The sequence below is a fragment of the Azonexus sp. MM2026_4 genome, from assembly GCF_055901855.1.
The window spans coordinates 3,259,536-3,273,215 of the sequence record NZ_CM148380.1 but is presented as its reverse complement, the minus strand read 5'-3'; the positions used below and the strand labels follow the sequence as shown (position 1 = coordinate 3,273,215).

At 62.7% G+C, this 13,680-nt stretch carries 14 protein-coding genes, 2 tRNA genes and 1 riboswitch; of the genes, 10 read left to right on the top strand and 6 right to left on the bottom strand.

The genetic code is table 11. The features are described 5' to 3' along the window. Window positions 1–16: 16 nt before the first annotated feature. Window positions 17–520 carry a GNAT family N-acetyltransferase gene (locus AC0KWY_RS15390; protein WP_474026368.1) on the bottom strand — a complete coding sequence of 168 codons (504 nt, stop codon included), beginning with the start codon at window positions 518–520 and terminating at the stop codon, window positions 17–19. Window positions 521–614: 94 nt separating this feature from the next. Then, the gene (locus AC0KWY_RS15385) at window positions 615–1,454 is read right to left on the bottom strand and encodes a lysophospholipid acyltransferase family protein (protein WP_474026367.1); all 840 of its coding nucleotides are present in this window, start codon (window positions 1,452–1,454) and stop codon (window positions 615–617) included. Between the two features lie 159 nt (window positions 1,455–1,613). Here AC0KWY_RS15385 and metK point away from each other — a divergent pair, with 159 nt between their 5' ends. From metK to metF, 6 genes are all read left to right on the top strand, one after another. Then, complete coding sequence (metK, locus tag AC0KWY_RS15380; RefSeq protein WP_474026366.1) at window positions 1,614–2,777, top strand: methionine adenosyltransferase; 1,164 nt, start codon at window positions 1,614–1,616, stop codon at window positions 2,775–2,777. 63 nt (window positions 2,778–2,840) lie between these two features. Beyond that, window positions 2,841–4,043: an HD-GYP domain-containing protein gene (locus AC0KWY_RS15375; RefSeq protein WP_474026365.1), complete on the top strand. Its 1,203-nt coding sequence runs from the start codon at window positions 2,841–2,843 to the stop codon at window positions 4,041–4,043. A gap of 21 nt (window positions 4,044–4,064) precedes the next feature. After that, window positions 4,065–4,128, top strand: a riboswitch (S-adenosyl-L-homocysteine riboswitch). A gap of 74 nt (window positions 4,129–4,202) precedes the next feature. Continuing rightward, window positions 4,203–5,603 carry an adenosylhomocysteinase gene (gene ahcY, locus AC0KWY_RS15370; RefSeq protein ID WP_474026364.1) on the top strand — a complete coding sequence of 467 codons (1,401 nt, stop codon included), beginning with the start codon at window positions 4,203–4,205 and terminating at the stop codon, window positions 5,601–5,603. A gap of 11 nt (window positions 5,604–5,614) precedes the next feature. Continuing rightward, on the top strand, window positions 5,615–5,950 hold the full coding sequence (locus AC0KWY_RS15365) for a phage holin family protein (RefSeq protein ID WP_474026363.1): 336 nt from the start codon (window positions 5,615–5,617) through the stop codon (window positions 5,948–5,950). Between the two features lie 34 nt (window positions 5,951–5,984). Beyond that, entirely contained in the window at window positions 5,985–6,806 is an 822-nt protein-coding gene (locus AC0KWY_RS15360; protein WP_474026362.1) for a TlyA family RNA methyltransferase, read from the top strand. Continuing rightward, complete coding sequence (gene metF, locus AC0KWY_RS15355; protein ID WP_474026361.1) at window positions 6,803–7,630, top strand: methylenetetrahydrofolate reductase [NAD(P)H]; 828 nt, start codon at window positions 6,803–6,805, stop codon at window positions 7,628–7,630. Before AC0KWY_RS15360 ends, metF begins: the two co-directional genes overlap by 4 nt. Window positions 7,631–7,663: 33 nt before the next feature. On the opposite strand, the gene AC0KWY_RS15350 is transcribed toward metF, so the two are convergent. Continuing rightward, a complete protein-coding gene (locus AC0KWY_RS15350; RefSeq protein ID WP_474026360.1) occupies window positions 7,664–8,485 on the bottom strand; it encodes a mechanosensitive ion channel family protein in 822 nt (273 codons plus the stop codon). A gap of 187 nt (window positions 8,486–8,672) precedes the next feature. Between AC0KWY_RS15350 and AC0KWY_RS15345 the strand changes: the two genes are divergently transcribed. The 3 genes from AC0KWY_RS15345 (at window position 8,673) to AC0KWY_RS15335 (ending at window position 9,869) form a co-directional block, all read left to right on the top strand. Beyond that, window positions 8,673–8,748, top strand: a tRNA-Lys gene (locus AC0KWY_RS15345). A gap of 11 nt (window positions 8,749–8,759) precedes the next feature. After that, window positions 8,760–8,835: transfer RNA gene (locus AC0KWY_RS15340), tRNA-Lys, on the top strand. Between the two features lie 266 nt (window positions 8,836–9,101). Then, window positions 9,102–9,869, top strand: a complete 768-nt coding sequence (locus tag AC0KWY_RS15335; protein ID WP_474026359.1) for an SIR2 family NAD-dependent protein deacylase — start codon at window positions 9,102–9,104, stop codon at window positions 9,867–9,869. Between the two features lie 50 nt (window positions 9,870–9,919). Here AC0KWY_RS15335 and AC0KWY_RS15330 read toward each other — a convergent pair whose 3' ends face one another. Then, on the bottom strand, window positions 9,920–10,339 hold the full coding sequence (locus tag AC0KWY_RS15330; protein ID WP_474026358.1) for a ProQ/FINO family protein: 420 nt from the start codon (window positions 10,337–10,339) through the stop codon (window positions 9,920–9,922). Window positions 10,340–10,408: 69 nt separating this feature from the next. Continuing rightward, window positions 10,409–11,284 (bottom strand): dienelactone hydrolase family protein, encoded by an 876-nt coding sequence (locus AC0KWY_RS15325; protein ID WP_474026357.1) that lies wholly within the window; start codon window positions 11,282–11,284, stop codon window positions 10,409–10,411. Between the two features lie 217 nt (window positions 11,285–11,501). Here AC0KWY_RS15325 and AC0KWY_RS15320 point away from each other — a divergent pair. After that, window positions 11,502–12,339 (top strand): IS5 family transposase gene (locus tag AC0KWY_RS15320; RefSeq protein WP_474026356.1). Its coding sequence is split into 2 segments (ribosomal slippage): window positions 11,502–11,855 and window positions 11,857–12,339, totalling 837 coding nucleotides; the frame shifts between segments, so codons are not numbered across the junction. 111 nt (window positions 12,340–12,450) lie between these two features. Here AC0KWY_RS15320 and AC0KWY_RS15315 read toward each other — a convergent pair. Next, on the bottom strand, window positions 12,451–13,677 hold the full coding sequence (locus AC0KWY_RS15315) for a YagK/YfjJ domain-containing protein (protein WP_474026355.1): 1,227 nt from the start codon (window positions 13,675–13,677) through the stop codon (window positions 12,451–12,453). Between the last annotated feature and the right edge of the window lie 3 nt (window positions 13,678–13,680).

The following is a 13,680-nucleotide window of genomic DNA, read 5'->3' as shown; positions in this document are numbered from 1 at the left end:
TAGTTATCTCAAATTCCTAAAGCTTTTTCTCCATCACGAAATCGTCCATCACGTAGCCGCGGCCGATGTCGTCGACCGTCGTCTCACGTACCGTGAATCCGTATTTCTGGTACGAGTTGATGGCATTCACGTTGCGCTTGTTGACCTGCAGGATCACGCAGGGATAGCCCTGCTTGCGCGCCCGCTCGGCGACATGGGCGATCAACTGGCCGCCGACACCGCGCCGCTGGACGTCGGGATGGATGTAGAGCTTGTCGAGCTTGAATTCGCCCTTGTACAACTCGCTGAACGCAAAACCGACGCGCCGCCCCTCGTAGATGGCCTGATCGAGCCATTTGTGGGCGTCTTCCAGGTCGTCGTAGAGGCGCTCGTGACCGTAACGCTGCTCGAGCATGAAGTCGATCTGCTCCTGGGTGATGATCCCGGGATAGGTCGCCTGCCAGATTTCCCGCGCCAGCGAGGCAATCGCCGGTACTTCCGGCGGCGTGATGGGGCGAATCTCGATATTCAGGCTGCTCATGGGTAAATCCTGTTCTCAGTCGGCCATGGTCTGTGGATTGCCACCGGCGCGGCCCTGGCCGGCAACAACGGGATGATACCTGCCCGGCCAGTTTCTAGGCCGGCGGCGGTTCGGCGCCGCGCGGCGTCTTGTAGCGGTTGTAGCCCCACAGGTACTGGACCGGGCACTGCCGGATCAGGGTTTCGATCTCGTGGTTGATCTGTTGCGCGCGCGCCACGGTATCGCCGGCAAGCGGCGCCGTCAGCGCCTGGAAGTGCACCCGGTAACCGCGCCCGCCGGGCAGGCGCTCGCCCCAGGTCATCAGCACGGCGGCGCCGGTTTCGGTCAGGCGGGCAGCCAGCGTCATGGTGTAGGCCTTACGCCCGAAGAAATCCAGCCAGACGCCTTCGCCGGTCTTCGGCGCCTGATCGGGCAGCATGCCGACCATCTGTCCCTTCTTCAGCGCCTTGATCAGCGCCCGTACTCCGGACAGGTCGGCCGGCGCCAGATGCAGTTGCGCCCGCTTGCGCCCCATCAGGATCAGCTCCTGCGCCGCCGCCGACTTGGGCGGCCGGTAAAGAACGGTGATATCGCCAAAGGAAGACAGGTACTGGGCGGTGATTTCGAAGCAACCGAGATGCGGCGTCAGGAAAACGACCCCCTTGCCGGCCAGCAGCGCGGCCTCGAGCAGCTCGCGACCAACCACCTCGACGACCTGGGCGTTGGCCTCTGCCAGCGGCCGCATCCAGATACGGGACAGCTCCAGCATCTGCTTGCCGGTCTCGGCCGCCACCGGCAGGCGTAGCGCCGGATCGATGCCGGCCTGCGCCAGGTTGTTGCGCAGGTGGCGCCGGTAGCTTGGCGAGAGCAGGTAGGTCAGTTGCCCGAGCAGGGCGCCGAGCCGGTGAATGACGCTCAAGGGCAGGCGCGAGAGCAGGCGGAACAGAAAAACCATGAGACCCCGGGGGTTGAATCGGACCGACAAAGGCTTATCATTATGGGATCGCCGAGTTAAACAGACAACTTGCGGGGCGATTCACAAAATCCGCTAAAGCGTCGCCTGCTCGTGGTCCGAAGCCGGTAACGCCGGAGACAAGGACCACTGGAGCATTCCATGAGCGAATACCTGTTCACCTCGGAATCGGTTTCCGAAGGCCACCCCGACAAGGTTGCCGACCAGATTTCCGACGCCATCCTCGACGCCATCCTGGCCCAGGACAAGCATTCCCGCGTCGCCGCCGAAACCCTGTGCAACACCGGCCTGGTCGTCCTAGCTGGTGAAATCACCACCAACGCCAATGTCGATTACATCCAGGTGGCACGCGACACCATCAAGCGCATCGGCTACGACAATACCGAATACGGCATCGACTACAAGGGCTGCGCGGTGCTCGTCGCCTACGACAAACAGAGCCCCGACATCGCCCAGGGCGTGAACAAGGCCTACGACGACAACCTCGACCAGGGTGCCGGCGACCAGGGCCTGATGTTCGGCTACGCCTGCGACGAAACGCCGTCGCTGATGCCGCTGCCGATCTACCTGTCGCACCGTCTGGTCGAGCGCCAGGCCCTGCTGCGCAAGGACGGCCGCCTGCCCTGGGCGCGCCCGGATGCCAAGTCGCAGGTGACCATCAAGTACGTCGACGGCAAGCCCTACTGCATCGACACCGTCGTGCTGTCCACCCAGCACTCGCCGGACATCAGCCTGGAAGACCTGCGCGAAGCGACCATCGAGCAGATCATCAAGCCGGTACTGCCCAAGGAACTGATCAAGGGCGACATCAACTACCTGGTCAACCCGACCGGCCGCTTTGTCGTCGGCGGCCCGCAGGGCGACTGCGGCTTGACGGGGCGCAAGATCATCGTCGACACCTACGGCGGGGCCGCGCCGCACGGCGGCGGCGCCTTCTCCGGCAAGGACCCGTCCAAGGTCGACCGCTCCGCCGCCTATGCCGGCCGTTACGTCGCCAAGAACATCGTCGCTGCCGGGCTGGCTTCGCGCTGCCTGGTGCAGATTTCCTACGCCATCGGCGTCGCCCACCCGACGTCGATCATGGTCGACACCTTCGGCACCGGCAAGGTCAGCAATGAAACACTGACTGCGCTGGTGCGCAAGCATTTCGACCTGCGCCCCAAGGGCATCGTCAACATGCTCGACCTGCTCCGCCCGATCTACCAGAAGACCGCCGCCTACGGCCATTTCGGCCGCGACGAACCGGAATTCTCCTGGGAAGCCACCGACCGGGCCAACCTGCTGCGCAGCGACGCCGGTCTCTAAGCGGGCAATTTGGCGCACGACAACGCGGGCCACGAGCCCGCGTTTTTGTTATTATTGCCAGATATGCTCAAGAAAATCCCTGTCGATCAACTCCGTCTCGGCATGCATCTCCAGGCCTTCTGCGGCGCCTGGCTGGATCATCCGTTCTGGCGCACACGCTTCGTCATCGAAGACCCGAACGACCTCACGCTGATCCGCGAGAGCTCGATCCGTGAGGTGTGGATCGATATCGGCAAGGGACGTGATGTCGAGCCGACGGCGAACACCAGCGTCACTTACGAAATCGCCGACGCGGTACCGACGGAAGCAACCATGCCGCCTGAAAAAACCGCCTTCGCCGACGAGCTGCAGCGCGCCACGCGCATCGTCGCCCGGGGTCGGGAGGCGGTCGTCTCGATGTTCCAGGAAGCGCGACTGGGCAAGGCAGTGGACGCCGATGCCGCGGCACCGCTGGTCGAGGAAATCTCCAACTCGGTGTCGCGCAATCCCGGCGCCCTGATCAGCCTCGCCCGCCTGAAGACCGCCGACGACTACACCTATCTGCACAGCGTCGCCGTCTGCGCATTGATGATCGCGCTGGCCCGCCAGCTCGGCCTCGACGAACGCCAGGTGCGCGAAGCGGGCATGGGTGGCCTGCTGCACGATCTGGGCAAGGCGCTGATGCCGCCGGCCATCCTCAACAAACCGGGCAAACTCACCGACGATGAATTCGCAGTGATCAGGACGCACCCGGACGAAGGCCACCGGATGCTGCTCGAAGGCCGGGGAATCAGCGAAACTATCCGCGACATCTGCCTGCACCATCACGAGAAGTTCGATGGCAGCGGCTATCCGGCAGGTCTCAAGGGCGAACAGATCAGCCTCCTGGCCCGGATGGGCGCGGTCTGCGACGTCTATGACGCGATTACCTCGAACCGCCCGTACAAGGCCGGCTGGGACCCGGCCGAGTCGATCCGGCGGATGGCCGAATGGCAGGGCCATTTCGACCCGGCGGTGTTCCAGGCCTTCGTCAGGAGCCTGGGCATCTACCCGGTCGGCTCGCTGGTCCGGCTGGAATCCGGCAAGCTCGGCGTCGTCATCGAACAAAACGAACAATCGCTGCTCAAGCCCAAGGTCAAGGTCTTCTTCTCGACACGATCACTGGCCTATCTCAAGCCGGAGATCATCGATATCGCCAGGAGCCGCGAAAAGATTGCCGGCCGCGAGGATGCGGCAAAATGGGGCATCCGCGATGTCGACCGCTGGCTGGCCGGCGACAAGCGCTGAAAACGCGTTTATAATCCGCCACCTACCGAGGAGCGCTGCAGGGGTTCCATCCCTCAGGCTCGGTTCTAAACGGCGCTCACTGTCCAACCCTGCCGGGCGCAGGGGGCGCAGCTGAGTCCGCCGCACCTCCCTCCCCGGTCACAGTTCAAGGAGCTTACTGTGGCTGAAACCAAAGATTACGTCATCGCCGACCTTTCCCTTGCCGATTGGGGACGCAAGGAAATCCGCATCGCCGAAACCGAAATGCCGGGCCTGATGGCGATCCGCGAAGACTTCGCCAAGACCCAGCCGCTGAAGGGTGCGCGCATCACCGGCTCGCTGCACATGACCATCCAGACCGCCGTGCTGATCGAGACGCTGACCGCGCTCGGCGCCGAAGTCCGCTGGGCCTCGTGCAACATCTTCTCGACGCAGGACCACGCCGCTGCCGCCATCGCCGCCACCGGCGTGCCGGTGTTCGCGGTCAAGGGCGAATCGCTGACCGATTACTGGGATTACACCCACCGCATCTTCGAATGGGCCGATGGCGGCTATTCAAACATGATCCTCGACGACGGCGGCGACGCCACCCTGCTGCTGCACCTCGGTGCCCGTGCCGAAAAGGATCTGTCGGTGCTCGACCACCCGGACAGCGAGGAAGCCGTCGTCCTCTTCGCCAGCATCAAGGCCAAGCTGAAGACCGATCCGACCTGGTATTCCACCCGTCTCGCCCAGGTCAAGGGCGTCACCGAGGAAACCACCACCGGCGTGCATCGCCTGTACCAGATGTTCGAACGTGGCGAGCTGAAATTCCCGGCGATCAACGTCAATGACTCGGTGACCAAGTCCAAGTTCGACAACCTCTACGGTTGCCGCGAATCGCTGGTCGACGGCATCAAGCGCGCCACCGACGTGATGATCGCCGGCAAGATCGGCGTCGTCCTCGGCTACGGCGACGTGGGCAAGGGCTGCGCCCAGTCCCTGCGCGGCCTCGGCGCCACCGTCTGGGTCACCGAAATCGACCCGATCTGCGCCCTGCAGGCGGCGATGGAAGGCTATCGCGTGGTCACCATGGAAGACGCCGCCGCCATGGGCGACATCTTCGTCACCACCACTGGCAACGTCGGCGTCATCACCCACGACCACATGAAGGCGATGAAGAACAACACCATCGTCTGCAACATCGGCCACTTCGACTCGGAAATCGAAGTCGCCAGCCTGCGCCAGTACGAATGGGAAAACATCAAGCCGCAGGTCAACCACATCATCTTCCCGGACGGCAAGCGCATCATCCTGCTTGCCGAAGGTCGCCTGGTGAACCTCGGCTGCGCCACCGGCCACCCCAGCTTCGTCATGAGCAACTCCTTCGCCAACCAGACCCTGGCCCAGATCGAGCTGTTCACCAAGACGGCGCAGTACCCGGTCGGCGTCTATGTGCTGCCCAAGCACCTCGACGAAATGGTGGCCCGCCTGCACCTGAAGAAGATCGGCGCCAACCTGACCACCTTGAGCGAAGCCCAGGCCGCCTATATCGGCGTGCCGGTGAACGGCCCGTACAAGCCGAACCACTACCGCTACTGAGTCCAACCAACATGCTCCGACTACTCGCCGTCTGGATCGTCAATGCGCTGGCCCTGCTGGCGCTACCCTACCTGCTGCCGTCGATCCAGGTGGCGGGTCTGAGTACCGCCTTGCTGGTCGCCGTCGTGCTCGGCCTGATCAACACGCTGCTGCGGCCGCTGCTGATCCTGCTCACCCTGCCGGTGACGCTGCTGACGCTGGGGCTGTTCATCTTCGTCATCAATGCCGTGCTGTTCCAGTTGGCCGGCAGCCTGATCAGCGGTTTCCAGGTCGGCGGTTTCTGGTCGGCGGTTTCTGGTCGGCGCTGGCCGGCTCGCTCGCCTACAGCCTGCTCTCCTGGGCTCTGAGCAGCGTGCTGCTGGGCAAATCCCGGCGATGAGCATGAATTCCTTCCACGCCCGGCAGGGGGGGCGCCCTGCCGCCGACAAACCGGCCAAGCCGCCGGTCGAACGCCATGGCCTGCTACGCGCCGACGCTCTGCTCGTCCAGCGCGGACTGGCGACGTCGCGCACCCAGGCGCAACGGCTGATCGGCGAAGGCCGGGTGTTCGCCGATGGCAAGGCGGTCGGCAAGCCGGCGCAGGAATTGCCGGCCGATGCGGTGCTGACCGTGCAGGCGGACGACAGCGACCGCTACGTCTCGCGCGGCGGCCTCAAGCTGGCCGGTGCGCTGGCCGCTACCGGCATCGCGGCGAGCAACAAAACCTGTCTCGATGTCGGCCAGTCCACCGGCGGCTTCACCGACTGCCTGCTGCAGGCTGGCGCCGCCCATGTCGTCGGCGTCGATGTCGGCCACGGGCAACTGCACGGCAAGCTGAAAAACGACGCGCGCGTCAGCGCGCTGGAAGGCATCAACTGCCGTGCCCTGACCGCCGCCGACCTCGGCGACGCCATGCCGGCCGGCGGCTTCGACCTGATCGTCGGCGACGTCTCGTTCATCTCGATGACCCTGGTGCTGCCGCAACTGCCGGCGCTGCTTGCCGCCGACGGCGACCTGCTGCTGCTCGTCAAGCCGCAGTTCGAAGTCGGCCCGCACAACATCGGTAAAGGCGGCATCGTCCGCGATCCGACGCTGTACCGTGACGTCGAGGGCCGTTTCCTCGATCTCGCCCGGCAGCTCGGCCTGACGGCAAAAGCCTGGCTCGACAGCCCCATCACCGGCGGCGACGGCAACCGCGAATTCTTTATCTGGCTGAAAAAATGAAACCCGAAATCTCGATCGAATTCTTCCCGCCGCAAACGCCCGAAGGCGTCGACAAGCTGCGCGCGACGCGCGCCGAACTGGCGCAACTGCAGCCGGAGTTCTTTTCCGTCACCTACGGTGCCGGCGGTTCGACGCGCGAGCGCACCTTCTCGGTGGTCAAGGAAATCGCCGCCGAAGGCTTCGACGCCGCGCCGCACCTGTCGTGCATCGGCTCGACGCGCGAATCGATCCGCGAAATCCTCGGCGAGTACCAGGCCGCCGGCATCCGCCGCATCGTCGCGCTGCGCGGCGACCTGCCCTCGGGCATGGCGGAAACCGGCGAGTTCCGCTACGCCAACGAGCTGGTCGAATTCATCCGCGCCGAGACCGGCGATCACTTCAGCCTCGAAGTTGCCGCCTACCCCGAATGGCACCCGCAGGCGCGCAGCCCCAAGGACGACCTGCAGAACTTCGCGCGCAAGGTGAAGGCCGGCGCCAATTCGGCGATCACCCAGTATTTCTACAACGCCGACGCCTACTTCCACTTTGTCGACGAAGCACGTGCACTGGGCGTCGACATCCCGATCATCCCGGGCATCATGCCGATCGTCGGTTTCACCAAGCTGGCCCGCTTCTCCGACGCCTGCGGCGCCGACCTGCCGCGCTGGATGCGCAAGAAATTCGAGAGCTTCGGCGACGACAGCGAATCGATCCGCGCCTTCGGCCTCGACCTGGTCAGCGAACTGTGCGCCCGCCTGCTCCAGGGCGGCGCCCCGGGGCTGCACTTCTACAGCATGAACCAGGCGCCACTGACCCTGGAAATCTGCCGCCGCCTCGGCAACTGAACCGCGGGCCGGCAATGCCGGCCCGCTGCCGCCTCAGGACTGCGTCAGCAGCACGTTCTGCGCCGGCATTGGCGCCGGGAAACCCGCTTCGGCCAGCGCTTCGCGCAGGATCCGGTTGGTCTCGAAATAGACCTGCCAGTAATGGTCATTATGGCAGTACGGACGCACCGCGAGGACCGGCCCCACCAGGTTGAATTCAAGAATCTCGACATCAACCGCCGGCACGGCGAGCACGTTCGGAATCGCCGCAATCTTCTCGCGCAGCAGCGCAATCGCCGCCCGGTGATCGGCAGCACCGGCCAGTTGGCACTTCAGATCGACCCGGCGGAACGGGTTGTGGGTGAAATTCTGGATGTTGTCGCCGAAGATCTTGTTGTTGCCGACCACCGTGGCGATGTTGTCCATCGTGTTCAGCGTCGTCGCGAACAGGCCGATCTCGGTCACCGTCCCGGTAACGCCGCCGACGCTGACGAAATCGCCGACCTTGAACGGACGCAGGACGATCAGGAAGGCGCCCGCCGCGAAATTCGATAGCAGCCCCGCCCAGGCGGCGCCAATGGCAATGCCGGCGCCAGCGACGAGGGCCGCAAAGGTCGTCGTCTGCATGCCGAAATAGCCGAGGATGCCGATCACCAGCAAGATGTTCAGCGTCACCGTGACAATCGAACCGACGTAGCGCAACACCGTCGGATCGACCTTCTGGCGCTCCAGCGCCGCACGCACCATGCCGACCGCAATGCCGATCAGCCAGCGACCGACCACCCAGAAAACAATCGCCGCCAGCACCTTCAACCCAACATCGGTGGCCGTGGCCAGCAACAAATCCTGATAGCGGGACAGACTTTGCGTATCCATGATCAAGCTCCTGAGTAAAAAGGGAAAATTCCTCATCGATTTTAGCCAACGCTGACTGCTGAACACTTATCAGCTACATAACTTCACCATTCGACAAGCATAGCCATATAACCGCATTCCCGAAAAACGCTCACAGGCGTTGACGCCAATCGCCTCCCCCCCCTATAATGCGCGCTTCCCGTGGGGCGGGTCGGTAGCTCAGTCGGTAGAGCAGCGGACTTTTAATCCGTTGGTCGCGAGTTCGAATCTCGCCCGACCCACCAGGATAAATTCTGGGTCGTTAGCTCAGTTGGTAGAGCAGCGGACTCTTAATCCGTAGGTCGAGTGTTCGAATCACTCACGACCCACCAGAATTTCAAGATTTAGGCCGCCTCCGGGCGGCCTAAATCGTTTCTGACGGCTTATTTGCTGCATTTCTGCTGCTGACCCCACCCCAATCAAAACCTTCGAGACCAGAACCGAAGCGGGGAGTTGGACGCGGATCAGCGAAGCCAAGCTGGACACCCACCGATTCCAGGACCGCCGGGAAATCGAGAAAAACGACGCTCAGGCAGCTACTTCATCAGCAGCTTGAAGAAGTCAGCATCAAGAACCCATTTTTGCCGGGAGGCCAGCCATGATCGAAGCCAGCTCACTTCCCGCCGACCTCATCGAAACCTTGCGCCGCAGCCACCGCATCGTCGTTCTTACCGGTGCCGGCGCCTCCGCTGATAGCGGCATTCCGACTTTTCGCGATACGCTGACCGGTCTCTGGGAACGCTTCGATGCCAGCGAACTGGCGACGACCGAAGCCTTCCGGCGCGACCCCGAACTCGTCTGGGGCTGGTATCTCTGGCGCCTGGCGAAGATCCGGCGCGCCCGACCGAATGCGGGGCACCTCGCAATTGCCGCTCTGGCGGAAATCCGACCGGCGCTGACGCTGATCACCCAGAATGTCGACGACCTGCATGAGCGCGCAGGCAGCCGCGGGGTGAACCATTTGCATGGCCGCCTCGATGCCTTCCGCTGCGCCGATTGTTCTCGCCCCCTCGACACACCCGTTCCCGACGAGGACGAACCCGAGGGCGGTCGGCGCCTGGCGCCGCCGCGGTGTGTGCATTGCGGCGGCGTGATCCGGCCCGGCGTTGTCTGGTTCGGGGAAAATCTGCCGGCAGATGCGTTGGCCGCTGCTTACGCGGCAGCCAGCGATTGCGACTTGCTGATCAGCATCGGCACCTCCGGTGCCGTCATGCCGGCCGCACAACTGCCAGCGCTGGCCAGACGGGCGGGTGCCCGCGTGCTCGAGGTCAACCCGACAGGCAGCGGAGTGGCGGTTGACTGGCAACTCGCAGCGCCAGCCGGGCTGGCTCTGCCAGCGCTGCTGCGCGCCGTATCCGGCGCCTGAAAAAAACAAGGCCCGTGCGCAGACGGGCCCGACGGTTGCTGCGACGCCGTTTACCTGCGCCCGAATTTCTCGGCCAGTTCGAGCAGTTTTTTCTGCTTCTGGGCTTCGGCCTTGGCGGCGGCCTCGGTTGCCTTGCGCTGCTCGGCCTGTTTCTTGAAGCGCTCCTTGAGCTGCTCGGTCGCGTGCTGACGATTTTCGTCGGTGACTTCGCCGGCTGGTGTGCCGTCCAGGTTCAGGCGTTGCGTTGCCTTCTCCATTTCCTTCAGGTAGCGCGTGGTCATCGTGTGGCTGCGCATCGCCAGCCGCACCGACTTGCGGCTCAGTTCGGGCAAGGCGGCGAATAGCTGCTTGTCGATACCGATCGCCAGCGGGCTGTAATTGCGGAAGACGGCGAAACGTTCCTGAAGGTCCTTGAGCAGGGCACGAACGTCGGTGGTTTTTTCAGCGGTGGCGGAATCGGCGGTAGTCATGATCGACAGCGGGCGGGACAAGGGACGAAGCGTAGCACGAAAGCGCTCCGCCGTGCCCCAGAACGGCGTTTACACGCCATTCCGGCGGAACCAGTCGAGCATCCGGCGCCAGCCGTCTTCGGCCTCTTCCTTGCGATAGCTGGGTCGGTAATCGGCATGAAAGGCGTGCGGCGCGTTGTCATAGAGATGCAGCTGCGACACCCTGGCGGCCGGGCTGCCGTTCTTCAGCGCCGCCTCCATGGCATCGACCGTTTCCACCGGAATACCGGTGTCGACGCCGCCGTAGAGGCCAAGCACCGGCGCCTTCAGTTCGCCGACGAGGTCGATCGGATGGCGCGGATTGTAGGCATTGACCGGGCTGACCAGGCGGCCGTACCAGGCGACGCCGGCCTTGACGCCGGGGTTGTGGGCGCTGTACAGCCAGGTGATGCGACCGCCCCAGCAGAAGCCGGTGATCGCCAGGCGGCCGGTGTCGGCGCCCTGCTGCCCGGCCCAGGCCACCGTTGCGTCGAGGTCCTGCATGACCTCGGCGTCCGGCGTCTTGCTGCTGATCTTGTCGATGATCTCGGCCACGCTCTCGATCTGGCGCGGATCGCCCTGGCGGGCGAACAGTTCGGGGGCAACGACGAAGTAGCCGAGCTTGGCGAGCCGGCGCGCGGTATCGCGGATGTACTCGTGAACGCCGAAGATTTCGGAGATCAGCAGCACCACCGGTGCCTTGCCGACGCCGGCCGGCGTGGCGCGGTAGGCGACCATCTCGCCAGCGCCGACCGGCACCCGCACTTCGCCTTCGGTCAGGCCGGCAGCATCGGTGTGAATTGCCGTCTGCGCTGCCACCGGTTGGGTGGCCAGGGCGAAGCCAGCCCCCAGGCTGGTGACCAGGAATGCGCGCCGGCTGAAACCCTGCGCCGGCAACAGGCTGTCGAATTCCGCACGGTCGTTCATGTCGCTCTCCTTGCTTGGGTCACATCAGTACGATGTCGTATTGCTCTGTTAAAAACATAATAAGTGTTAAAAAATCATAGGCATAGGCCAATCGTTTTTCGCGTATATCATTGGTGGCTACCCATCTAGCTACCAAAGATCGCTGCGGATCGGAAAATGCTGGTGGATGCCTCACAGCCAACTGCTTTGAAAGGAAGCCGCGATCACCAACCTCTCCATGCCAGTTGGTGTAGCAATACTAGTAGATCGTTTCGTCAAAAAGACAATTTATCCATCAAAGCGTTCGGGAAGAGCCCGTCGGTCTCGTGTCCCCTCAAGGTTTTCTGCGGATATGAACCGGCTGTACGCTTGGGCGTACTCGCACACTATTGAAATGCTCCCGGACATCCCGTGGGCGAAACTGCCTCGGGAACTGGGCTGCGGCAGCGGGATCACCTGCCTGCATCGCTTGGAGGAATGGCAGGCGGCCGGTGTCTGGGAAGAACTTCACCGCCGGCTGCTGGCCAAGCTCGAGTACGCTGGGAAGATTGACTGGTCCCGCGCCGTGGTGGACGCTGCCAGCGTCCCATCCCCCCCTGGGCGGCGAAGATACCGGCCCCAATCCCACAGACCGGGGAAAACAGGGCAGCAAACATCACCTGCTGGTCGACCGTAACGGCTTGCCCTTGGCGGTGGCCCTGTCCGGCGCCAACGTCCACGACAGCCAGCGGTTCATCCCGCTTATCGAGTCGATTCCACCCGTCCGCGGAAAACGGGGCCGGCCCCGTCGGCGGCCGGGAAAGCTCCATTCCGACAAGGGCTACGACTGTCCTTTCTGCCGGGCTTACTTGCGCCGCCGGGGCATCGTGCCGCGTATCGCCCGCCGGGGTGTCGAATCAAGAGAGCGGCTCGGACGCCATCGCTGGGTCGTCGAGAGAACAGTCTCCTGGCTGCATCGCTTCCGTCGCCTGCGCATCCGTTACGACCGACGGGCAGCCATTCACCTCGCCTTCCTACAACTCGCCTGCGCCGTCATCCTCTGCAGAGCACTAGACGGTATTGGATGGTGGCACTAAATGCGGTGACTGCCAAACGTCGATGGACGCGGCAACCACCTCAAAGCCACGAGACAGCCAGGTAGCCGAGTTGCTGTCATGGAGGGGCGCTTACGCAGCCACGCTGTTGCATCAGTTTTGCTCCGCAGGCGCAGCACGTTGATCACTCAACACCCGGGGGCGCCCCAGCTTTTTGCCGCCAACCTTCGGAAATTGTCCCCTGCGAATCAGATTAAACCCGCGTGCTGCCTTGGGCTTCAAGAACTGGCTGGACTTGCACATGTAACGGATCACACGATTTTTCAGGTTGTCTCGCAGATGGGTCTGATGCGCATTGATTTCTCCGATACCTAAAATCCCTTTTTTTTCATAGTCGCGAAAATGGGCATTGCAGTTCCAGTAATCGCCTCTGCCTTTCGTTATGGTGTTCACCCAATATTTCCCGATCTCCTTGGCCAAATGAACATGACTCGATGGTTTGCGGTAGGAACCGTCGAAGAGATAAAGCACGTGGAAATGCAAGCCCTTATCAACGCCGTATTCAAGTTTTGCGATGTAGGCTTTCATGTGGGCGAAGATGGCGTTGCAGCGACGGTTTTCGACTAGATGATTTAAGTCGTCGATAGCCTGCTGCGCGGAGACTTGGCCAAACAACTCCTTCCGGTAATAGAGATCGACCCGTACCGCCACAAGCCTCGTACACACCTCGAACCAAGCGTCGACGTAGCGGGTTTTTTCGATAAACGTATCTTCGGCATGTACTCGCCGTTGTCGAATCTTGGATTTTATTTTCGTTGTCCGGCATTCAGTGCGCAGCCTGAAGACAAGAGCATTGAACAGCTCGGCGGCTGACTGTCCGCCAAACTGAGGATATTTTTGGTTTGCCGCGCGAAAGGTGTTGCGCCAGTCAAAGTTCTGCCGATTTAGACCCATGGTTTCTACACAAGCTCTGAAAACGGTGATGTGCTCGTTGTAGTCGTATTCGACAGAAAGCATATTGACCACGTCAATGTACTCAGGCACGAGCTCGAAATGCTTGAACGCCAGTGGAGAGATATCGTATTGCCCAAGTTGAGCCGTGCTTCCCCACCGGGGAAGAAACGGGATGCTGTCATCAGCCAGCAGGTCGTCGATGAAATATTCCAGAAGCGTCAACTGGCGGGAATTGATGCGTGGGTAGAACCAGGGACGCGTCGATTGGGATGCAATCCACAGTGATGGCGTTAGTTCGCTATAGACTTGTTGGCACAGGCCTCTGTCGAGCGCCTCTGGGCTAGTCGAAATGTTTACGGCCCGGGATCGGCGCCCGAACACGACGGGCGCCTGGAGACCATTACGGGTATGGGGCTGAGCGTTCATGGC

What these genes read in the sequence shown, in the direction of transcription:
- AC0KWY_RS15330 (WP_474026358.1), bottom strand. Translation starts at nt 10,339, where the DNA reads ATGACTACCGCCGATTCCGCCACCGCTGAAAAAACCACCGACGTTCGT.
- AC0KWY_RS15325 (WP_474026357.1), bottom strand. Translation starts at nt 11,284, where the DNA reads ATGAACGACCGTGCGGAATTCGACAGCCTGTTGCCGGCGCAGGGTTTC.
- AC0KWY_RS15365 (WP_474026363.1), top strand. Translation starts at nt 5,615, where the DNA reads ATGCTCCGACTACTCGCCGTCTGGATCGTCAATGCGCTGGCCCTGCTG.
- metF (WP_474026361.1), top strand. Translation starts at nt 6,803, where the DNA reads ATGAAACCCGAAATCTCGATCGAATTCTTCCCGCCGCAAACGCCCGAA.
- AC0KWY_RS15315 (WP_474026355.1), bottom strand. Translation starts at nt 13,677, where the DNA reads ATGAACGCTCAGCCCCATACCCGTAATGGTCTCCAGGCGCCCGTCGTG.
- metK (WP_474026366.1), top strand. Translation starts at nt 1,614, where the DNA reads ATGAGCGAATACCTGTTCACCTCGGAATCGGTTTCCGAAGGCCACCCC.
- AC0KWY_RS15350 (WP_474026360.1), bottom strand. Translation starts at nt 8,485, where the DNA reads ATGGATACGCAAAGTCTGTCCCGCTATCAGGATTTGTTGCTGGCCACG.
- AC0KWY_RS15360 (WP_474026362.1), top strand. Translation starts at nt 5,985, where the DNA reads ATGAATTCCTTCCACGCCCGGCAGGGGGGGCGCCCTGCCGCCGACAAA.
- AC0KWY_RS15385 (WP_474026367.1), bottom strand. Translation starts at nt 1,454, where the DNA reads ATGGTTTTTCTGTTCCGCCTGCTCTCGCGCCTGCCCTTGAGCGTCATT.
- AC0KWY_RS15335 (WP_474026359.1), top strand. Translation starts at nt 9,102, where the DNA reads ATGATCGAAGCCAGCTCACTTCCCGCCGACCTCATCGAAACCTTGCGC.
- AC0KWY_RS15375 (WP_474026365.1), top strand. Translation starts at nt 2,841, where the DNA reads ATGCTCAAGAAAATCCCTGTCGATCAACTCCGTCTCGGCATGCATCTC.
- AC0KWY_RS15390 (WP_474026368.1), bottom strand. Translation starts at nt 520, where the DNA reads ATGAGCAGCCTGAATATCGAGATTCGCCCCATCACGCCGCCGGAAGTA.